Origin of the sequence: Sphingomonas sp. CBMAI 2297 (assembly GCF_029870595.1) — a bacterium.
In the GTDB taxonomy this organism is placed as follows: domain Bacteria; phylum Pseudomonadota; class Alphaproteobacteria; order Sphingomonadales; family Sphingomonadaceae; genus Sphingomonas.
In genome coordinates, this window is sequence record NZ_JAPDIR010000002.1 from 89,142 (window position 1) to 108,030 (window position 18,889).

The 18,889-nt window shown below is 68.3% G+C and carries 20 protein-coding genes; 4 read left to right on the plus strand and 16 right to left on the minus strand.

From position 1 onward, the window contains the following. Positions 1–7 precede the first annotated feature (7 nt). From OMP43_RS03125 to OMP43_RS03175, 11 genes are all read right to left on the minus strand, one after another. On the minus strand, positions 8–1,006 hold the full coding sequence (locus OMP43_RS03125) for an NAD-dependent epimerase/dehydratase family protein (RefSeq protein ID WP_280278211.1): 999 nt from the start codon (positions 1,004–1,006) through the stop codon (positions 8–10). Positions 1,007–1,087: 81 nt separating this feature from the next. Then, positions 1,088–1,522, minus strand: coding sequence for a hypothetical protein (locus OMP43_RS03130; RefSeq protein ID WP_280278212.1), 435 nt, complete (start codon positions 1,520–1,522; stop codon positions 1,088–1,090). Between the two features lie 105 nt (positions 1,523–1,627). Further along, positions 1,628–2,395, minus strand: coding sequence for a molybdopterin-synthase adenylyltransferase MoeB (gene moeB / locus OMP43_RS03135; protein ID WP_280278214.1), 768 nt, complete (start codon positions 2,393–2,395; stop codon positions 1,628–1,630). Continuing rightward, positions 2,392–2,757 (minus strand): hypothetical protein, encoded by a 366-nt coding sequence (locus tag OMP43_RS03140; protein ID WP_280278215.1) that lies wholly within the window; start codon positions 2,755–2,757, stop codon positions 2,392–2,394. Before OMP43_RS03140 ends, moeB begins: the two co-directional genes overlap by 4 nt. Then, positions 2,754–3,200: a dUTP diphosphatase gene (dut, locus tag OMP43_RS03145; RefSeq protein ID WP_280278216.1), complete on the minus strand. Its 447-nt coding sequence runs from the start codon at positions 3,198–3,200 to the stop codon at positions 2,754–2,756. Before dut ends, OMP43_RS03140 begins: the two co-directional genes overlap by 4 nt. Continuing rightward, positions 3,200–4,015 (minus strand): alpha/beta fold hydrolase, encoded by an 816-nt coding sequence (locus OMP43_RS03150; protein WP_280278217.1) that lies wholly within the window; start codon positions 4,013–4,015, stop codon positions 3,200–3,202. The genes dut and OMP43_RS03150 overlap by 1 nt, the downstream gene beginning before the upstream one ends. Next, complete coding sequence (coaBC, locus tag OMP43_RS03155; protein ID WP_280278218.1) at positions 4,005–5,186, minus strand: bifunctional phosphopantothenoylcysteine decarboxylase/phosphopantothenate--cysteine ligase CoaBC; 1,182 nt, start codon at positions 5,184–5,186, stop codon at positions 4,005–4,007. The genes OMP43_RS03150 and coaBC overlap by 11 nt, the downstream gene beginning before the upstream one ends. Next, positions 5,183–5,644 (minus strand): hypothetical protein, encoded by a 462-nt coding sequence (locus OMP43_RS03160; protein ID WP_280278220.1) that lies wholly within the window; start codon positions 5,642–5,644, stop codon positions 5,183–5,185. The genes coaBC and OMP43_RS03160 overlap by 4 nt, the downstream gene beginning before the upstream one ends. Then, a complete protein-coding gene (locus OMP43_RS03165; protein WP_280278221.1) occupies positions 5,641–6,756 on the minus strand; it encodes a hypothetical protein in 1,116 nt (371 codons plus the stop codon). The genes OMP43_RS03160 and OMP43_RS03165 overlap by 4 nt, the downstream gene beginning before the upstream one ends. Next, a complete protein-coding gene (gene ubiB, locus OMP43_RS03170) occupies positions 6,753–8,288 on the minus strand; it encodes a 2-polyprenylphenol 6-hydroxylase (RefSeq protein WP_280278223.1) in 1,536 nt (511 codons plus the stop codon). Before ubiB ends, OMP43_RS03165 begins: the two co-directional genes overlap by 4 nt. A 43-nt stretch (positions 8,289–8,331) precedes the next feature. Continuing rightward, positions 8,332–9,087 (minus strand): class I SAM-dependent methyltransferase, encoded by a 756-nt coding sequence (locus OMP43_RS03175; protein ID WP_280278224.1) that lies wholly within the window; start codon positions 9,085–9,087, stop codon positions 8,332–8,334. A 159-nt stretch (positions 9,088–9,246) separates the two neighbouring features. Between OMP43_RS03175 and mutM the strand changes: the two genes are divergently transcribed. The 3 genes from mutM (at position 9,247) to dnaA (ending at position 12,244) form a co-directional block, all read left to right on the plus strand. Then, positions 9,247–10,056, plus strand: a complete 810-nt coding sequence (gene mutM / locus OMP43_RS03180) for a bifunctional DNA-formamidopyrimidine glycosylase/DNA-(apurinic or apyrimidinic site) lyase (RefSeq protein ID WP_280278226.1) — start codon at positions 9,247–9,249, stop codon at positions 10,054–10,056. A 100-nt stretch (positions 10,057–10,156) separates the two neighbouring features. Continuing rightward, a complete protein-coding gene (rpsT, locus tag OMP43_RS03185; RefSeq protein ID WP_086128864.1) occupies positions 10,157–10,420 on the plus strand; it encodes a 30S ribosomal protein S20 in 264 nt (87 codons plus the stop codon). A 459-nt stretch (positions 10,421–10,879) separates the two neighbouring features. After that, positions 10,880–12,244 (plus strand): chromosomal replication initiator protein DnaA, encoded by a 1,365-nt coding sequence (gene dnaA / locus OMP43_RS03190; RefSeq protein WP_280278227.1) that lies wholly within the window; start codon positions 10,880–10,882, stop codon positions 12,242–12,244. Between the two features lie 183 nt (positions 12,245–12,427). On the opposite strand, the gene OMP43_RS03195 is transcribed toward dnaA, so the two are convergent. From OMP43_RS03195 to secB, 5 genes are all read right to left on the minus strand, one after another. Further along, a complete protein-coding gene (locus tag OMP43_RS03195; RefSeq protein WP_280278228.1) occupies positions 12,428–12,688 on the minus strand; it encodes a hypothetical protein in 261 nt (86 codons plus the stop codon). A gap of 92 nt (positions 12,689–12,780) precedes the next feature. Beyond that, on the minus strand, positions 12,781–13,827 hold the full coding sequence (locus OMP43_RS03200) for a CAP domain-containing protein (RefSeq protein ID WP_280278230.1): 1,047 nt from the start codon (positions 13,825–13,827) through the stop codon (positions 12,781–12,783). Positions 13,828–14,447: 620 nt separating this feature from the next. Continuing rightward, positions 14,448–15,452 carry a tryptophan--tRNA ligase gene (gene trpS / locus OMP43_RS03205; protein ID WP_280278231.1) on the minus strand — a complete coding sequence of 335 codons (1,005 nt, stop codon included), beginning with the start codon at positions 15,450–15,452 and terminating at the stop codon, positions 14,448–14,450. Positions 15,453–15,842: 390 nt separating this feature from the next. Next, positions 15,843–17,402, minus strand: a complete 1,560-nt coding sequence (murJ, locus tag OMP43_RS03210; protein WP_280278232.1) for a murein biosynthesis integral membrane protein MurJ — start codon at positions 17,400–17,402, stop codon at positions 15,843–15,845. Positions 17,403–17,555: 153 nt separating this feature from the next. After that, on the minus strand, positions 17,556–18,068 hold the full coding sequence (gene secB, locus OMP43_RS03215; protein ID WP_280278234.1) for a protein-export chaperone SecB: 513 nt from the start codon (positions 18,066–18,068) through the stop codon (positions 17,556–17,558). A 175-nt stretch (positions 18,069–18,243) separates the two neighbouring features. Between secB and OMP43_RS03220 the strand changes: the two genes are divergently transcribed. Continuing rightward, entirely contained in the window at positions 18,244–18,888 is a 645-nt protein-coding gene (locus OMP43_RS03220) for a Tim44/TimA family putative adaptor protein (protein ID WP_280278235.1), read from the plus strand. Position 18,889 lies beyond the last annotated feature (1 nt).

The following is an 18,889-nucleotide window of genomic DNA, read 5'->3' on the forward strand; positions in this document are numbered from 1 at the left end:
AGGGGTTTCAGTTTCGATAATGCGCCAGATACCAATCGACAAAGGCGGGAATGCCCCGGCTCGGCGGCGTCGAGGGCGCATAGCCGGTAAGCGCCTTGAGCAGGGCCGAGCTGGCCTCGGTCGCCGGCACGTCGCCCTGCTGCATCGGCATGAAGTTCTTGATGGCTTCCCTGCCCAGCGCGCGCTCGATCTCGCCGATATAGTCCATCAGCTGGGTCTGCCGGCCCGCGCCGATGTTGACGGTGCGGAAGGGCGCGACCGGGGACAGGCTGTCGCCCTCGACCGGCACGGTGCCGGGAACGGCTTCGGTGAGCCTGACGATCGCTTCGGCCAGGTCGTCGACATAGGTGAAGTCGCGGACCATCTGGCCGTTGTTGTAGATGTCGATCGGCTCGCCGGCGAGGATGCCGCGCGTGAACTTGAACAGCGCCATGTCCGGCCGGCCCCAGGGGCCATAGACCGTGAAGAAGCGGAAGAAGGTCATCGGCGTCTTGTAGAGATGCGCGTAGCTATGCCCCATCAGCTCGGTCGCGCCCTTGGTGGCGGCGTAGAAGCTGAGCGGCGTGGCGGTACGCTGCGTCTCGGTGAACGGCATGTCGGTGTTCGCGCCATAGACCGAGCTGGTGGAGGCGGCGAGCAGGTGCTTGGTGGCATGGCGGCGGGCCAACTCGAGCACGTTGAACGTGCCGATCAGATTGGCCGCGACATAGCTTTCGGGCGCGTCGATCGAATAGCGCACGCCGGCCTGCGCGGCGAGATGGATCACCACGTCCGGCCGGAATTCGGCCCAGACATCGCCGAACGCCGCCATGTCGTCGATCGAGACCCGGGCGACGCGGAAATCGGGATGGTTCGACAGGATGTCGTTGCGCGCTTCCTTGAGCGCGGGGTCATAATAGTCGCTGAAATTGTCGACGCCGAGCACGGTCGCACCGCGCTGGAGCAGCTTGCTCGCGGTATGGAAGCCGATGAAGCCGGCCGAGCCGGTGACGAGGACGCGGGTCATGGGGCGGCAGGTGCCCGAAGCGGGATGGGAAGTCCAGTTTCCCGCATCGGGGGCGGCACGTCGCGGTTGCCGGCGGGCGGATCACTTCTTCCGGGATCGGAGCTCGAGAAACCTGCGCGCGAAGGGCTCGGGTCTCTCGGCCTTGAACGTGGCATCGCCAAAGCCGAGATCGATCTTGCCGCCGGCGCATATATATTTCGAGGCCAGGTGCAGGGGCGTTCCCGGTTTCACCGGGCCCCACTCCGACTCGCCGGACAGGTCGCCATTGGGGTTGCTGTAGTCGAGGTAGCGAAAGCGCCCGGCGGCACAGTCGAAGTCGAGATGCAGGCCGAATGCGCTGGTCTGGCTGACCGCGCGAAACATGCCCGACATGGTCTCGGGGCCAGCCTTGATGCTGGTGCGATCGACAAGGTAGAGCGTGTCGCCATCGCCATTGATGCCGATGGGTGCCCATTCCGATTCGATGGCGAACGTGCCGGGCGCGAGCAAGGCGGCAAGAATCAGGCTCATCAACATGGCGGCCTCCTTCGGAACATCTCGATTGAGGTTCCGATTGCCTCAGTTCCGACGGCGCTTCAATGGCGATCCATGGGCGCGGTGATCGCTGCCGATGGGGGAGGATCAGGGTTGGGTGCCCTGGCCTTCGCGACAAGCCGGGCAGCCGGGGTCCTTGGGCAAGGTCAGCGTCCGGAACCGAAAGGCGAGCGCATCGACCAGCAGCAGCTTGCCGGCCGGATCCTCGCCAAAGGGGGCGATGGCGCGGATCGTCTCCAGCGCGGCGAGGCTGCCCATCACGCCGGTAAGCGCGCCGAGCACCCCCTGCTCGGCACAGCTGATGCCGGGGCGCTCGGGATCATGGCCGACGAAGCAGCGATAGCAGGGCTTGTCCGCTTCCCAGCCGCGGAACACGCCGAGCTGCCCTTCGAATTCCGAGACGGCCGCGGAGACGAGCGGGACGCGGTGGCGGAGGCACGCATCGGCCACGGCGAGGCGGGTGGCGAAATTGTCGGTGCCATCGATCACCACGTCGTAATCGCGGACTTGCTCGGCGTTGCCCAGGTCTACCCGGTCCTGAACCGCGTAGACCTCGATATGGGGGTTGAGCGCATGCGCCCGCGCTTTGGCGGCGGCGACTTTGCGCTTGCCGAGATCCTTCGTGGCGAACAGCGTCTGGCGTTGCAGGTTCGAAAGCTCGACGCGATCGTCATCGACGATGAAGAGCGTGCCGATGCCGGCCGCCGCCAGATATTCGATCGCCGGCGAGCCGATCCCGCCCGCGCCGATCACCAGCACGCGCGCGGCCTTCAGGCGCAGCTGCCCGCCGCCGCCGATCTCGCGCAGCACGATGTGGCGGGCATAGCGTTCCAGCTCCGTGTCGGAGAGGTTCATTGCGGCAGGGTGAAGGTGAGGGTCGTGCTGTACCATTGCTCGCTCGCGCCGGGGCGCGGGAGCAGGTTGGCCCGGGCGAAGCCCGCGGCGAGGGCCGCGGCATATTGCTCGACCGAGGGGCAGGCGATCGCGCGCGGCACGGTGGTGCGGATCGCGCCATTCTCGTCGACCAGCACCGCGATCGAGACTTCGAGCGTGCCCGGCTTGGGCGTGGTGCATTTGCGCAGCTTCACTTCGCGCTGGACGAAGCCCTGCATGTCCGGCGTGAGCACCGGAGGCGTGCGCCAGGGCAGGGGCGGCAGCGCGTCCCAATCGATCGGCGCCGCCTGGAGCGCCGCGGCAAGGAGAAGCGATCCGATCACGTGCCCGTCGATCCGAAGCCCCCGATGCCGCGCGCCGTTTCGTCGAGCGTCGCCACTTCCTCGAGCGCCGCATGCTGGACCGGCGCGGGCACGAGCTGCGCGATCCGGTCGCCGCGCGCGACGGGGAACGGCGCGTCGCCGAGATTGGCGAGGATCACCTTGACCTCGCCGCGATAGTCGCTGTCGATCGTGCCGGGCGTGTTGAGGCAAGTGACGCCGTGCTTGAGCGCGAGGCCGGAGCGCGGCCGCACCTGCACTTCATAGCCCGGCGGAATCGCCATCGCGAAGCCGGTCGCCACCGCATGGCGGGCACCGGGGGCGAGCACCACCGCCTCGGCCGCGACCACGTCCATGCCGGCGGCGCCCGCCGTGGCATAGGCGGGGAGCGGCAGGCCCGCACCATGCGGCAGGCGTTGGAGCGCGATACGGATCGGAGCGGACATCAAGACTTTCCTGGAAGGGCGGCGGCGAGGCGCTGGAGCGCGGAGATCACCTCGGGATCGCCGAGCAGCTCATGGCCCTTGCCGGGGATGATGCGGAAATCGGTGGCGATCCCGCGCAGCGACAGCGCCTCGGCATAAAGGCGCGAGAAGCGGAGCGGCGTGGTCTTGTCGTCGGCCCCCACCAGCACCGCCGCGCGCAGGCTGGGCGGCATGCCGCCGACGAGCTTGACCGGGTCGAGGCTGTTGACCGGCGCGTCCCAGAGCGGCGTGGGCGCGACCGTCTTCATGTGCTTGCGCCATTCGGGCAGGGCACAGGGACAGGAGACCAGGACGACGCCGTCGACCAGATGCGGCCAGGTGGCGGCGAGGTCGGCCGCGATCGCCGCGCCGCCCGAATGGCCGACCAGCACGGTGCGGGCCTGGCCGTAGCGGTGCTGGAGATGGCGGATCGTCCCGGCCACGGCGGCGATGCGATCGGGCGTGTAGTTGTCGCCGGTCGTCTGGCCGCGCTCGCCCGGCGAGCGATGGCCCTGCGGGTCCTCATAGCCGGGGCGCAGCAGGGCGACCGCGATGCTGTTCGGCACCGCATCGGCGGCGGCGCGGGCAAAGGCATATTGATAGTCCGGCTTGGCGGCCGGCGCATCGCCGTGCAGGACGACGATCAGCGTGCGCACCTGGCGCGCCGGGACATTGCCGAAGCTCTGGGAATAGAGGCCCGTGCCCGGCGCGCCGGCGGGAGCGTCCAGGCGGGCGGCCGGCGTGCTGCAGGCGGCAAGGCCCGCGCCGAGCAGCAGCAACGCAAGGCTAGAGCGCATCGGCGATACGCTGCGCGAGCCGGCGGGCGACTTCGTCCTTGGGCAGTCTTTCCCAGTGTTCGACACCGTCGGCGGTGACGAGATGGATGGCATTGGCTTCACCGCCCATCACATCGCCCGAAACATCGTTGGCGACAATCCAGTCCGCGCCCTTGCGAGTGCGTTTCGCGGTGGCATGTTCGACGACCCGCTCCGTTTCCGCGGCGAATCCCACCACCAGCCCCGGCCGGCGCGGGCTGGTGGCGAGCATGGCGAGGATATCGGGGTTCTCGGAGAGCTGGAGGCTGGGCGGGGTGCTGCCTTCCTTCTTGATCTTCTGGGTGGCGGCATCGGCACGCCAGTCGCCCACCGCCGCGACCATCACCGCGGCATCGGCAGGCAGCGCCTGGGCGACGGCATTGGCCATGTCCTGCGCGGTCTCGACATCGATGCGGGAGACGCCCGGCGGCGTGGCGAGAGCAACCGGCCCGGAGACGAGCGTGACGCGCGCGCCCAGGGCAGCGAGCGCCCCGGCAATGGCATAGCCCTGCTTCCCCGACGAGCGGTTGGCGATGTAGCGCACCGGATCGATCGGCTCATGGGTGGGGCCGGCGGTGACGAGGATGTGCTTGCCGGCGAGCCCGCCGCCGGTGCCGCCGCCGAAATGGCGCTGGATCGCCGCCAGGATCGCCGCGGGCTCGGGCAGGCGGCCGGGGCCGTATTCGCCGCAGGCCATCGGGCCTTCGTCCGGCTCGAGCACCGTGACGCCGTCGCCGCGCAGGGTGGCGACGTTGCGGCGCGTGGCGGCGTGCTGCCACATCCGCACGTTCATCGCCGGGGCCGCGAGCACCGGCTTGTCGGTGGCGAGCAGCAGGGTGGTGGCGAGATCGTCGGCGATGCCGGCCGCCATCTTCGCCATCAGGTCGGCGGTGGCGGGCGCGACCACGACCAGGTCCGCCTCGCGGCTCAGCTGGATATGGCCCATCTCGGCCTCGTCCTTGAGGTCCCAGAGCGTCGTATGGACCTGGTTCTCGCTGAGCGCCGCAAGCGTCATCGGCGTGACGAAATGCTGCCCCCCGGCGGTGAGCACGCACTTCACTTCGATCCCGGCCCTGCGGCACAGGCGGATCAGCTCGCACGCCTTGTAGGCCGCGATGCCGCCGCCGACGATCAGGAGGATCTTCTTGGTCATGCGCGCCAAGCTCCCCGGCGGATGCGCCATGTCGTGAGGGCGCCGATCAGGCTCGCCCCGTACAGATAGAACGCTGGAAGCGTGAATCTCCAGATCGTCATCCCTTCGCGATCGAACGGATCAACTGCCAGAAACCCTTCGAGCAGCAGAACGACCGGCGTGACTGCGACAAGGCCGAGCTGCAGCCAGGCGGACAAGGGCTTGGCGCCACGACGTTCGGCAAAGCGGACGAGATAGACGAAGCCCAGCGCGACAGCCGCGGCGATGGCAGCATCCAGCATCACGAGCAGCAATATCATCGGCGCCCAGTCGGTAACGGTCAGGCCGGGCTCCGATTGCGGGCCGGACCAGGCATTCCATGCGAGGATGAATGTGGTACCGATCGCGAAGGGCACGAAGGCACCTGCCAACCATGCCTGCGCCCAGCTGCCGCCGCGGGTTGAAGCCATGCTGCTCATCGCGTCACCTTTGTCACGGTGATCCTACGCCTGTCGAGCGCCTGGCGGAACAGGTCGCGCAGCCCGTCGGGCGCGAAGGCGAGTCCGATCAGCGAGAGCGGCGCGACCATGAGGGCCCAATAGAAGGTGTCCGGCCGCGCGAACAGGGCGATCGCCAGCCCGAAGGCGGCGAGCGTGCCGGCGACGCGGCCTGCGGCCGGGTCCCTCCAGCCGATCCAGCCGAACAGCGACAGGGTGACGAGCAGCGCCGCGAGCGCCATCGGCAGGAGCCGGAGCGCGGTCGACAGCGCCATCGCCTTGGCGAAGAAGCCATAGCCGTGCAACCCCGCCCAGCCGGGCGAGGCCGGGTCGGTGCCGGTGGTGACCTGGCCCACCGCCCAGGCATGGAAGCCGAGCGCGACGGCGAGGCAGGCGATCGCCACGCCCCAGCCGATCGCCTCGCGCTTCTGGCCTTCCAGCCAGGCGGCGGCGAGCATGACCAGCGCGAACAGCGCGGCGGTCTCGCGGATCAGCATGGCGAGCAGCGCGATCGCCACTGCCTCGACCCAGCGGCCCGGCCGGCGGACGCCGAGCGAAAGGGCGACGAGCAGGCCCGCCCAGATCTCGTGGAACGCCCAGAGATCGGGCTGGACGAACGCCATCAGTCCGGCGGCGAGCAGGGCGAGGCCGATCGCCACGGGCGGCCAGCGCGTCATCCCGGCGCGCAGCCTGCTGCCCCAGACGGCGAATACCGCCGCGATGAGCAGATAGAGCAGGCCCATCGTCGCCAGGCGGGGAAGATGCGCCTGGACCATCGCCAGGCCCGGCAGGCGGAAGGTGACGAAGGGACGCAGCGGATAATTGCCGGCGCGCAGCGCGTCGGCGGCGACTTCGTAATAGCCGCCGCCATGGCGCACGCCCGCGACGATGCTTTCATAGAGCACCACGTCGCTCTGGTCGTCGGCGCGCTTCGCCGGGTCGCCGCTCACCGGCGGCGGGCCGACGGTGACCAGGGCGGTCAGCGACAGCAGTAGGAACAGGCCGAGCACCGCCAGCGCGATCCGGGCACGGGCGCGGCCGAGCGCGGCGAAGCGCGTCGGCTCGGCCAGCCAGCGGATCGCGGGCAGCTTCACGAGAGCAGGTACATCATGATCGCGGCGCCCACCGCGCCGGAAAGCACGGCCACTGCCGCATAGCGCCAGCCGCCGACCACGCGGATGCGCTCGATCTCCTTGAGCGGCGGCGCGGGCGGGGCGCCGCCCGGCGCGGGGAAGCGCCGCTCGATGTTGCGGATCAGCTCGGGCAGGCGGGCAAGGGTGCGGATGTCCTCGACCAGCCGATCGGCGATCTTGGCCTCGGGGCCCAGCTCGGTGCGGATCCATTCGCGCACGAACGGCGCCGAGACGTCCCACAGGTTGATGTCGGGATCGAGCGTGCGCGCCACGCCCTCGACCATCACCATCGTCTTCTGGAGGAGAAGGAGGTGCGGCTGGGTCTGCATGTCGAAGTCGCGGGTGATCGAGAACAGGCCGTCGAGCATCGCGCCCATCGACATGTCCTTGACCGGCAGGCCGCGCATCGGCTCGCCGACCGCACGCAGCGCCGTGGCGAACTCGGCGACATTGTGGTGCGGGGGCACATAGCCGGCCTCGAAATGGATCTCCGCGACGCGCTTGTAGTTGCCGGTGATCAGCCCGTAGAGGATCTCGGCCAGCCAGACCCGGGCGCGCCGGTCGATCCGGCCCATGATGCCGAAGTCGATCGCGGCGATGCGGCCGTCGGGGAGGGCGAAGAGATTCCCCTGGTGCATGTCGGCATGGAAGAAGCCCTCGGCGATCGCCTGGCGCAGAAAGGCGCGGATCAGCCGGCCGGCCAGGACGCTCGGGTCATGCCCCGCGGCGATGATCCGGTCGCGGTGGGAAAGCTTGATGCCGTCGATCCATTCGAGCGTCAGCACCTTGCCGGTGGTGCGCTGCCAGTCGATCTGCGGGACCATGAAATCGGGCTCGGCCTGCATGCCCTCGGCCAGTTCCGAGGCGGAGGCGGCCTCGCGGCGCAGATCGAGCTCGCGCGCGGTCCAGCGCTTGAAGGTCTCGATGACGAGGCGGGGACGCAGGCGCGATGCCTCGCCGCCCATGCTCTCGACCTGGGCGGCCGCCCATTCATAGGTGTCGATCGCCTTGGCGAACTCGGCCTCGATGCCCGGGCGCAGCACCTTCACCGCGACCTGGCGGCCATCGGTGGTGACGGCGCGGTGGACCTGCGCGATCGACGCCGCGCCGACCGGCGTCTCGTCGAACGCGGCGAAGAAGGTCTCGAGCGGGCGGCCGAAGCTGCCCTCGATCCGCTGGCGGATCACCGGGAAGGGCAGCGGCGGCAGCGCGTCCTGCAGGCGGAGCAGGTCATGGGCGGCCTCGTCGCCGACCAGGTCGGGGCGCGTGGCGAGCGTCTGGCCGAGCTTGATCGCGGCGGGGCCGATCGCCTGGAAGGCATCGGCATAATGCGGCACCCGGGGTACGCGCGCGCCGAAGCGGGCGATCCGGGCGATCCGGCGGACGGGCCTGGGCGTGTTGGGATCGCGCTCGATCCCGCGCAGCGCGCCGTGGCGCGCGAGGATGCGGCCCCATTTGAGCAGGCGCCAGAGATGGACGGCGGGTGCGGTCATCCGGAATTGCCGGAATGACGGAAATCGCTGAAGGGCACTGGCTTCAAATCTTCCAGCCCGAATGGATCGCGACCAGGCCGCCGAGCAGCGGCTCGACCTTGGTCTGGGTGAAGCCGGCCTCGCGGATCATCCGCTCGAACTCGGGCATGGGCGGGAAGCGGCGGATCGATTCGATCAGGTAGCGATAGCTGTCCGCATCGCCGGTGAGCAGCTGGCCGAGCTTGGGGACGAGATGGTGCGAATAGGCGTCGTACACTTCGGAGAAGCCCGGCCACTGGGTGGTGGAGAATTCCAGCACGAACAGCCGTCCGCCGCGCTTGAGCACGCGATGCGCCTCGCGGAGCGCCCTGGGGATGTCGGTCACGTTCCGGATGCCGAAGGCGATGGTATAGGCGTCGAAGAACTTGTCGGGCCATTGCAGCTGCTCGGCATTGGCCTCGCTCCACACCAGGCTCCCGGTGTCGGGCTCGCCCCCGCTGGCGATCCCGCGCTCGGCGGCGCGCTCGATGCCGACGGCGAGCATCTCGGGATTGATGTCCGCCACGGTGATCGACGCACCGGACTTGACCATGCGGAAGGCGATGTCGCCGGTGCCGCCGGCCATGTCGAGGATATGCTCGCCGGCGCGAGGCTTCACGCGGCGGACGAACTTGTCCTTCCACAGGCGGTGGAGGCCGCCCGACATGGCGTCGTTCATCAGGTCGTATTTCGAAGCGACGCTGGAGAAGACCTCGCCGACGCGGCGGGTCTTTTCCTCGGGGGCCACGTCCTCGTAGCCGAAGGAGACGGTGTCGGTCATGGGAGCGGCTCTAGCGAGCGTTTCCGCGCTCGTCATCGCCTTTAAACTCGTCGTCCCCGCGAAGGCGGGTATCCAGGTCGCGAGGGAAGCGCTCCGCCACCCTGGATACCCGCCTTCGCGGGGATGACGAATTGGGGGCGGGTAGGTTAGGGAACCCTCATGCCTGAACTCCCCGAAGTAGAGACCACCGTGCGCGGGCTGGAGCCCGTGCTGCAAGGCGAGACGATCACTCGCGTCACGCTGCACCGCGGCGACCTGCGCCGGCCGTTTCCCGAGGGGCTGGGCCAGCGGCTGACCGGCGCGGCCGTCACCGCGCTGGGGCGGCGCGCCAAATATGGGCTGATCGAGACGAATCGGGGCGACACGCTGATCTTCCATCTCGGCATGTCCGGGCGCTGGCGGATCGATCCCGGGGAGATCGGCAAGCACGACCATCTGGTGCTGGAGACGCAGCATCACCGGCTGGCGCTGAACGACCCGCGGCGATTCGGCTCGGTCGACCTGGTGCCGACGGCGGCGGTGGCGGCCTGGCCGCCCTTCGCCGCGCTCGGGCCGGAGCCCCTGGGGCCGGACTTCGACGCAGCCCATCTGGCGCGGGTGTTCAAGGACCGGATCGCGCCGGTAAAGGCGCTGCTGCTCGATCAGCGCACGGTGGCGGGGCTGGGCAATATCTATGTGTGCGAGGCGCTCCATATTGCCGGCATCGCGCCCATGCGCGAAGGCGGCTCGATCGCGAAGGCGCGGCTGGCGAAGCTGGCCGCCGCGATTCGGGAGGTGCTGGAAGGCGCGATCCGGGCCGGCGGCTCCACGATCCGCGACTATGCCAGGCCCGATGGCGAGCTGGGCTATTTCGCCAAGGAGTGGCGAGTCTATGGCCGGGAAGGGGAGCCGTGCAGTTGCGGCGGCCTGGTCGAGCGGCGGGTGGATTCGGGGCGCTCCACCTTCTGGTGCCCGAAATGCCAGTCGTAATGGTTGACCCGAATCGCCGGTGGCGCTAAGGGGCCCGTCTTTCCGGGCGTGGCGGCATGTTCCCCGCGCCCTAAACATTTCGAGCTAGGAACGAGACGGCATGGCGAATACGCCGCAAGCGAAGAAGCGTATCCGGCGCAATGCGCGCCGCGCGGAGATCAACGGCACGCGCGTGAGCCGTATCCGCACCTTCGTGAAGAAGGTCGAGTCGGCCCTCGAGGCCGGCGACAAGGCCGCGGCCGCTGCCGCGCTCGCCGCTGCGCAGCCGGAGATGGCGCGCGGCGTCGCCAAGGGCGTGCTCCACAAGAATACGGCCTCGCGCAAGTTCGCGCGTCTCAACAAGCGCGTCGAAGCGCTGGCGTAATCGTAATTTTTTCGTAATAAAACCCCGCGGAACCTCGGTTCCGCGGGGTTTTTGTCGTGTCTGACAAGGGTTTGCAGAACGAATCATGGTTGGTGCCATGGAACCCTGAGATTCGCGCGAGTCGCAGTGTCTTTGGTTTGCAATAATTCGCAGAAGCCAAGTTTTTCAGTAGTTTGTAAGGCGGCCCCCACGGTTTTCCGCGGGTTACGGCGAGTCAACAAAACTATTTCAGTATCTTTACACCCGACCCCCTTGATCGACTCAGAAAGGGGTTCCTAAAACAGACCTCCCAGGCGAGGTCTCGCCGGGGTATTTTGCGAAGCCCGTCACACAGGGACCGGGGATGTCCGGTGTCGAAGGGCCTCATGTCGGAGCGAATTAGCGCACGGGAAGCGGCTGCTTCCCGCGAAGGAGGGGTACGTCACGGTGACTCAGGTTCAGGCCTTGGAACGGGACGGGATGGAAGCTGCGGTTGCCAAGGCTTGGTCGCATGTGCGCGCGAACCTGCGTCGCTCTGCGGGCCAGCGTCTGTTCGACCAGTGGCTCAAGCCGGTCGTCCTGATCGAAGGCAGCAATGCCGAGATCGTGCGCCTGGGCCTGCCCTCGGCGTTCATGACCCAGTGGGTCAAGAATCACTATGCCGAGCGGCTGCTGCTCGAGTTCCGTGGCCAGATCCCGGCGGTGCGCAGCGTGTCGATCGAGACGCTGGCGGAAGAGCCGAAGCGCGTGTTGAGCACGGCGTCCGCTCCGGCGGCCGCCGATTCGGCGCCGGTCGCGGCGGCGACGGCCTCGCCGGCCGAGCGTCCGCAGTTCGATGTGCGCTTCACGTTCGAGCGCTTCGTGATCGACGCGACGAATCGCGTGGCGTGCAATGCCGCCAAGGCGATGGCGGAGCCGGGCGCGCCTCGGTTCAGCCCGCTCTATCTCCATGCCGGCACGGGCCAGGGCAAGACGCACCTGATGCACGCGATCGGCCATGCGTTCCTGGCCGCGAACCCGGAAGCGACCGCGATCTATGTGACTGCCGAGCGCTTCATGTTCGAGTTCGTCCAGGCGCTCCGCAACAAGGACACGCACGCCTTCAAGGCGCGGCTGCGCTCGGTCGATCTGTTGATGATCGACGACCTGCAGTTCATTGGCGGCAAGGACGCCACGCAGCAGGAATTTTTCCACACCGTCAACGAGTTCATGTCCTCGGGCAAGCGGCTGGTGATCGCTGCCGATCGCGCGCCGCAGGCCCTGGAAGGCTTCGAGCCGCGCCTGGCCGGTCGCCTGGCCTCGGGCCTGGTGGCGGACATCAAGCCGGCGGAGCTGGAACTGCGCCGCGCGATCGTCGGCCGCAAGCTGCAGGACATGCCGGCGGTGACGATGCCGCACGAAGTGATGGACCTGCTGGCCGCGCGGATCACCACCAATGTCCGCGAGCTCGAGGGCGCGCTCAATCGCCTCGTCGCCTATGCGCAGCTGAACGGCGAGGTGATCACGATCGACTTCGCCACCAATGTGCTCGGCGAAGTGCTGCGCTCGGCTCAGCGCCGCATCACGATCGACGAGATCCAGCGCGCGGTCTCGGCGCATTTCGAGGTGAAGCAGATCGACCTGATCTCCGAGCGCCGCGCCGTGGCGATCGCCCGGCCGCGCCAGATCGCGATGTATCTCGCCAAGCGCCTGACCACGCGATCGCTGCCCGAGATTGGGCGGAAGTTCGGCAATCGTGACCATTCGACCGTGATCCACGCGGTGAAGCGTATCGAGGAGCTGCGCGGCAAGGACGTGGAGATCGATACCGCGGTGCGCACCCTGATGCGTACCCTGGAAGGCTAAGGAGCTGTATTCCTGCCCCTTTCAGGGGTGGGCGGGGTGGAGGAGCTGAGAGCGGGGCAACGCAGATCGGTCACGCCTCCACCCTGATCGACAGAAAGGCCGGGCCCCGGAAACGGGCTCGGCCTTTTTGTCTAGACATAACCGGGATACGATTCCCCTCCGGCCATTCGCGGCCAGTGCGTCCTACCAGCAGATGGTCTGGCCGATCCGCGGATCATAGACGCAGCCGCCATTGCCGCTTTCGAGCATGGGGCAATAATCGCTGTAATAGCTCACGCAGTCGCCATAATTGGCGAAGCCGCGGGCGCGGTAGCTGGTGCAGGTGACCGATGGCGGATTGTCGCACTCGGCCACGCCCGGGCGGGCCTGGAGCGGCTGGGCCAGCACGGCCTGGAATCCGGCCGCGGCGGCGAGCGAGAGCGAAAAACCGATCTTCTTGCGCATGGGTGCCTCTCTTTGACGTGGGAAGCACAGGCTAGGCCGCCCTTCCGCCACCACCCAGCGAAGCTCCATCGGATATGGTGGTTTCGCGCCGCTCAGGGCACCAGCCGGAAATAATAGCTGTAGCTTCGCGTGGCGCCGCTGACGGTGACGTTGCCGATCGTCACGTCATAGATGGTGTTGGCGGCCAGTCCGGCGACTTTCCATTGCAGGCTGTTGGGCAGGCCATAGCCTTCATTGTCCCACGACACGTTCGACACGGCGAGCGCGGCGCCGCCCCGGGCGCGCACGGTGATCGTGGCGTTGGCGAAGCTGACCGCGGCGTTCGCCCCGAAGTTGGAGCTCTTGTTGGCGATCACGCCGAACGACAGCAGCGCCGCGGTGTCGAAATAGCGCGCCGGATATTCCTGGAACGGATAGGCGACATAGTCCGGCAGCGGACCGGCGGTATTCTGGGTGTTGTTGATCACCTTGATCGAGGCACCGTCCGCACGGTTGCTGCCCTGCCAGATGCCGGCGACCCGGCCATAGGCGATGGTCGAGAGGAACGGATAGAGCAGCCAGCGGCGATGGCCGATATTGTTCGCCACCACATTGTTGGTGTCGGTGAGCCAGCCGATCAGCAGATCCGCGTCCTGCGAATAGCGCAGGCCGCCCGTGCCCAGATAGATGTTGCTCTGCCCGGCGGCGGTGGCGCCGGCGCTGGTGTAGCAGTTCCAGCTCGCCGGCGGATTGTGGCTGAGCTGGCCGTTGGCGGCCATCATCAGCGCGGATTGCTGGGAGGCGGGCTCGTCGGCCGGGGCATAGGTGACCGCAGGCAGGTTGTGATGCGCGCGGATGTCGTTGAGCGTCGCGAGCACCCGCGCGCCGACCTCGGGCTTGAGCGTCCCGGCCTGGCAGGCCGCGATGTTGGGCGGGGTGCTGTAGAGCAGGGCGACCGAGCTCAGGAAATCCGAGCCGGTGGCGGGCTCGGTGCCCGTCGGGCTGGGCGTGGGCGCCGGCGTGGTGGGCGTGGGGGTCGATCCCGATGGGGGCGTCGGCGTGGGCGTGACGACCGTGCCGCCTTCCCCGCCCGAGCCGCCGCCGCCGCTGCACGCGGCCAGGGCGCTGCCGAGCAGCCACAGGGTAACCAGTTTACGCATCCGCACGCACTCCCGCCTGGCGGAACCCCAATGGCATGGCGCGGTTCCAGCCCCTCCCTGGAGCATAGCGCCGGGAAAAGGGCTGTCAGCACTTATCGGCGGACAGGTCGACCAGCGGGGCGATGCGAGCGCGAAGCGAGGCTTGCGGCGAATCGAGCGCCTCCCCCGGGGGAACGCCCAGCCCGGGGCCGGAATTCAATCAGCAAACCTCGTAATCCCCGCCTAGGCGGGGATCCGGCGTAACCCGGGGCCATCGAAGCAATCGTGCGCGGGCTTGCCGGAGATGGTGAGGCCAGCCGCATGACCCTTGCCCTTGGCCCCGGATCCCCGCCTGCGCGGGGATGACGGTTGAAGGAATAGCGGGGCGAAGGTTGAAGGAGCGGCGGGGATCATGGTTGATGGAGGATGAAGGTTGAGGGAACATGGTCCTCAAACCGGGTCGAGAGCCGATATCCTCTTTCGTCCCGGCCCTGAGCCAGGGTCCGGCTGCCTTGTCGACGGGAGCGAAAGCGGGATCCGGCGCAAGGCCGGCATGACGGCGGAAGATCGACTATTCGTTCGGGTCCGGACCCGGTGCCGCCATGGCACCCGCGGCGCGCGCGGGTGCCATGGATCGGGGATCAGACCTGCAGTCCGACCGCCTTTTGCGCCGCCTTGAGCGTTGGTTCGGCGAGCGTGCTGGCGCGCTCGGCGCCCCTGGCGAGCTGCGCGCCCACCGCGTCGCGGTCCGCCAGCAGCTGGTTCAGCCGCGCGCGCACCGGCCCCAGCACGGCGATGGCGAGGTCCGCCAGTGCCGGCTTGAACGCGCCGAACCCCTGGCCGGCAAACTCCGTCACCACCGACTGGGGATCGCGATCCGCCAGCGCGGCGAAGATCGTCACCAGGTTCTTCGCCTCGGGCCGCTCGGCCAGGGCGTCGAACGAATCGGGCAGCGGCTCGGGATCGGTCTTCGCCTTGCGGAGCTTCTGCGCGATCATGTCGTCATCGTCCGACAGGTTGATGCGCGACAGGTCCGAAGGGTCCGACTTGGACATCTTCGCGCTGCCGTCGCGCAGGCTCATGATCCGCGGGGCCGCCTTGGAGATGAACGGCTCGGGCAGCGGGAACAGCTCCACTTCGAAATCGGTGTTGAACTTGGCCGCGATGTCGCGGGCGAGCTCGAGATGCTGCTTCTGGTCCTCACCCACCGGCACGTGCGTCGCCTTGTAGACGAGCACGTCCGCCGCCTGGAGCACCGGATAGGCGAACAGGCCGACGCTGGCGCCCTCGCGGTTCTTGCCCGCCTTGTCCTTCCACTGGGTCATGCGGTTCAGCCAGCCCATCCGCGCGGTGCCGTTCAGGATCCAGCACAGCTCGGCATGCGCGGGAACGCGCGCCTGGTTGAACAGGATCGCGCGATCGTCGATGCCCGAGGCCATCAGCGTCGCGGCCATTTCGATCGTGCTGTTGGCAAGTTCCCGCGGCGAGATGTTGCCCGTCAGCGCATGGAGATCGGCGAGGAAGAACAGGCATTCTCCGCCATTCTTCTCCTGGATGTCCTGCATCGCCACCCATTGCTTGATCGCCCCGAGATAGTTGCCGAGGTGAAGATTGCCGGTGGTCTGGATGCCGGAAACGACGCGCATGATTCGATACTCCGCGCCCGGGCTGACCGTTCGGCCTTTGGACGGGCCGCGGGTCCGAGACGGCGGGGGCGCGGCCGCACAGCGATGTCAGGGACGGAGCGGGCTGTAGAGGGCGGGTTTGCCGCTGTCCAATGCCATGATGAGGAGCCGGCACGCCGCCGGGAACCGCGCTGCCGGCCACCGCGATCGGCGTGCCAGCGCATCCCCGCTATCCCTTAGACCGTCATCCCCGCGCAGGCGGGGATCCAGGGCCAAGGGCAAGGACGGCGACGCTCGCCTTGCCGTTTCCGGCAAGCATCCGCGTGATCGCTTCGATCGCTCCTTATTACCCTGGATCCCCGCCTGTGCCGGGAAGACGGCAATATCAGATACTTGCCCGAGGTCCTCGCCCTAGGTCCGGCGCCGCCGCACCAGCGCCTTGATGTCGGAGACCAGGAAGGCGCGGGTGACGAAGCAGGCGATGCCGTAGACGATGCAGCCCGCCCCCACGAGCACCACCAGCGCGCCGTAGCGCTCGACCATATGGCCGTTGAGCCAGGGATCGAGCAGATGGTCGAAGGCGAACAGCGCCCCGCCCATGATGACCGCCGCGATCGCCAGGCGGGGCAGGCGGCGCCTGAGCTGCGCGTCGGCGGTGAAATGGCCGCGCCGGTGCAGCGTGCGATAGAGCATGAAGGTGTTGACGCTCGACGCGATCGCCGTGGCGAGCGGCGGCCCGCTGGCGCCGATCAGCGGGATCAGCACCAGATTCAGCGCAATGTTCACGCCGACCGAGACGATCGCGTAGCGCACCGGCGTCTTCATGTCGTGCCGGGCGTAATAGCCGGGCGTGAGCACCTTCACGAGGACATAGGCGGGCAGGCCGACGGAGAAGCCCGCGAGCGCCAGCGCGCAGGCGCGCGTCGCCTCCGGGCCGAAATGGCCATATTGGAACAGGCCGCGCACGATCGGCTCGGCGGCGACGATCAGCGCCACCATCGCGGGCAGGGTGAGGAACAGCGCGAGCTCGATGCCGCGATTCTGCGTCTCCATCGCCTCCTCGTCCCTGCCGGCGCCGAGCAGGCGCGAGATGGTGGGAAGCAGGATGGTGCCCAGGCCGATGCCGATCATGCCGAGCGGCAGCTGGTTCAGCCGGTCGGCATAATAGATGTAGGAGAGCGAGCCCGCGGCGAGCAGGCCGCCGGCGAGCGCGCTCGAGATCAGCAGGTTGATCTGCGATGCGCCCGCGCCGGCGGCGGCGGGCAGGATCAGCTTCATCAGCCGCTTCACCTCGGGATCCAGCCGGGGAAGGCGGGGCTTGAGCGACACGCCCGAACGGCGGCAGGCCAGTGCCAGCCAGCCGAGCTGCAGCGCGCCGCCGACCGGCACCGCGATCGCCTGGGCCCGCGCCGTCTCGAACGGATCGCCGTTGAACACGGCGAGCGCCACTACCATCGCGACGTTGAGCAGGATCGGCGCCGCGGCGTTGACCCAGAATTTGTCGAGCGAATTGAGGATGCCGCCCAGCAGCGAGGCGAGGCTGATCAGCATCAGATAGGGAATGGTGATCCGGCTCAGCTCCACCGCGAAGGCGAAGCGATCGGGCGCGACGTCGTGGAAGCCGCCGGAGAGCAGCCAGGTGAGCGGCCAGGCGGCGGCCAGCATCACCCCGGTCATCACCGCGAGGGCGAGGAACAGCACCGACAGCGCGCGCTCGGCGAAATCGAGGCCCTGCGCAAGCTCGCCGGTCTCGCCCACTTTCCGATTGAACATCGGGATGAAGGCGGAATTGAACGCGCCCTCGGCGAAGAGGGCGCGGAACATGTTGGGCAGGCGGAAGGCGATGGTGAACGCGTCGGACGCGAAGCTCGCGCCGACATAGCGGGCCTGCAGCGAATCGCGCACCAGCGCGAGGACGCGGCTGGCCAGAGTGAGGCCGCCGACCGAGCCGAGGCTGCGGGCCAGCTTCATGCCGCCACCGTCATTTCGCCGATGGCCGATGGCCGATCCGGCGAGGAGCCGCGGAGAAGCGCCGCGGCATGCGTGGGGAGCGCGGGAGCCGGGCCCCCGCTTTCGCGGGGGTGACGATGACGGGGCATCGGGCCCAGCTCCCCGCCTGGCCGATCAGGCTTCGCCCGCGACTTCGCCGGTCAGGCCCGATTCGTTCATCGCGCGCTGCTGGATGTAGATGCCGCCGAAATCGATCGGCTCGAGCATCAGCGGCGGGAAGCCGCCGTCGCGCACCGCATCGGCCAGCACGCGGCGGGCGAACGGGAAGAGCAGGCGCGGCGCCTCGCCGAGCAGGAAGCCGTCGAGCGCCTCGCCCTCGGGCACGTTGCGGATGCCGAACAGGCCGGCATAGGACAGGTCGACGATGAAGGCGGCCTGGCTCTCGGCGGTGGCGCGCACCTCGATCTTGAGGACGACCTCATAGACTTCGTCGGCGATCTTGGCCGAACCGATGTTGAACTGCACGTCGATGGCCGGCGCGGTCGGGTTCTGGAAGATGGCCGGCGCGTTCGGATTCTCGAACGAGAGATCCTTCACATATTGCGACAGCAGGCCGGCGGCCGGGGCGGTATCGGCACCATTGGCAGCGGGCTCGCCGAATTCGGCGATCGTGTCGTTCTCGGCCATTTCGATGTACCTCTTTATTTCCGGATAGTTTGACGCTGTTTGCGCGTTGGATCGGTTGCGCGCCTAGCAGGCGGGCGCACGCGTTTCAATTGCCCCCGGATTCGACGCGCGGAACCGGAGATTTGAAACCGGCGGCGCTTGAGCCTATGTTAGCGGCGAAGCGTTTGGAGGCGTAGTGTACACGATAATCCTGTTCGCAATGGTGGCCGGTTTCCTGGCGCTCCGACTCTATGCCGTGCTCGGCAAGCGCACCGGCCATGAGCAGGCGTTGCCGAAGCCGAGCGAGGAGCGCGTGGCCGTGCCGCCCGCGGCCCGCACCATCGACCAGACTCCCGAGGTGCGCGAGATCGGCGCCCGGGTGATCGGCGCCGGCGCGGAAGCGGGCCTCAAGGCCGTGATCGCCGCCGATCCGAGCTTCGACGTCGCCCAGTTCCTCGACGGCGCGAAAAGTGCCTACAAGATGATCCTCGAGGCCTTCTGGAAGGGCGATGAGGATATGCTGGCCTGGCTGGTGGAGGACGATGTCCGCGCCGGCTTCGCCCAGGCGATCGCCGATCGCAAGGCGGCCGGCCATGTGCTGGAGAATCGCCTGGTCGCGATCGAGCGCGCGCTGATCTCCGACGTGGTGGTGGAGGGCAAGGCCGCTCGCATCACCGTGCGCTTCGACGCCGATATCGCGGCGGTGACGCGCGATGCCGATGGCAATGTGGTCGCCGGCTCGCTGAGCGATGCGGTGGAGACGCACGACATCTGGACCTTCGCGCGGAGCCTCCGCAGCGACGATCCCAACTGGAAGCTCGTCGAGACCGACGAAGCCTGAG

Coding starts and splice junctions, on each gene's coding strand:
- OMP43_RS03125 (WP_280278211.1), bottom strand. CDS start 1,006: ATGACCCGCGTCCTCGTCACCGGCTCGGCCGGCTTCATCGGCTTCCAT.
- OMP43_RS03130 (WP_280278212.1), bottom strand. CDS start 1,522: ATGTTGATGAGCCTGATTCTTGCCGCCTTGCTCGCGCCCGGCACGTTC.
- moeB (WP_280278214.1), bottom strand. CDS start 2,395: ATGAACCTCTCCGACACGGAGCTGGAACGCTATGCCCGCCACATCGTG.
- dut (WP_280278216.1), bottom strand. CDS start 3,200: ATGTCCGCTCCGATCCGTATCGCGCTCCAACGCCTGCCGCATGGTGCG.
- OMP43_RS03150 (WP_280278217.1), bottom strand. CDS start 4,015: ATGCGCTCTAGCCTTGCGTTGCTGCTGCTCGGCGCGGGCCTTGCCGCC.
- coaBC (WP_280278218.1), bottom strand. CDS start 5,186: ATGACCAAGAAGATCCTCCTGATCGTCGGCGGCGGCATCGCGGCCTAC.
- OMP43_RS03160 (WP_280278220.1), bottom strand. CDS start 5,644: ATGAGCAGCATGGCTTCAACCCGCGGCGGCAGCTGGGCGCAGGCATGG.
- ubiB (WP_280278223.1), bottom strand. CDS start 8,288: ATGACCGCACCCGCCGTCCATCTCTGGCGCCTGCTCAAATGGGGCCGC.
- OMP43_RS03175 (WP_280278224.1), bottom strand. CDS start 9,087: ATGACCGACACCGTCTCCTTCGGCTACGAGGACGTGGCCCCCGAGGAA.
- mutM (WP_280278226.1), top strand. CDS start 9,247: ATGCCTGAACTCCCCGAAGTAGAGACCACCGTGCGCGGGCTGGAGCCC.
- rpsT (WP_086128864.1), top strand. CDS start 10,157: ATGGCGAATACGCCGCAAGCGAAGAAGCGTATCCGGCGCAATGCGCGC.
- dnaA (WP_280278227.1), top strand. CDS start 10,880: ATGGAAGCTGCGGTTGCCAAGGCTTGGTCGCATGTGCGCGCGAACCTG.
- OMP43_RS03195 (WP_280278228.1), bottom strand. CDS start 12,688: ATGCGCAAGAAGATCGGTTTTTCGCTCTCGCTCGCCGCCGCGGCCGGA.
- OMP43_RS03200 (WP_280278230.1), bottom strand. CDS start 13,827: ATGCGTAAACTGGTTACCCTGTGGCTGCTCGGCAGCGCCCTGGCCGCG.
- trpS (WP_280278231.1), bottom strand. CDS start 15,452: ATGCGCGTCGTTTCCGGCATCCAGACCACCGGCAATCTTCACCTCGGC.
- murJ (WP_280278232.1), bottom strand. CDS start 17,402: ATGAAGCTGGCCCGCAGCCTCGGCTCGGTCGGCGGCCTCACTCTGGCC.
- secB (WP_280278234.1), bottom strand. CDS start 18,068: ATGGCCGAGAACGACACGATCGCCGAATTCGGCGAGCCCGCTGCCAAT.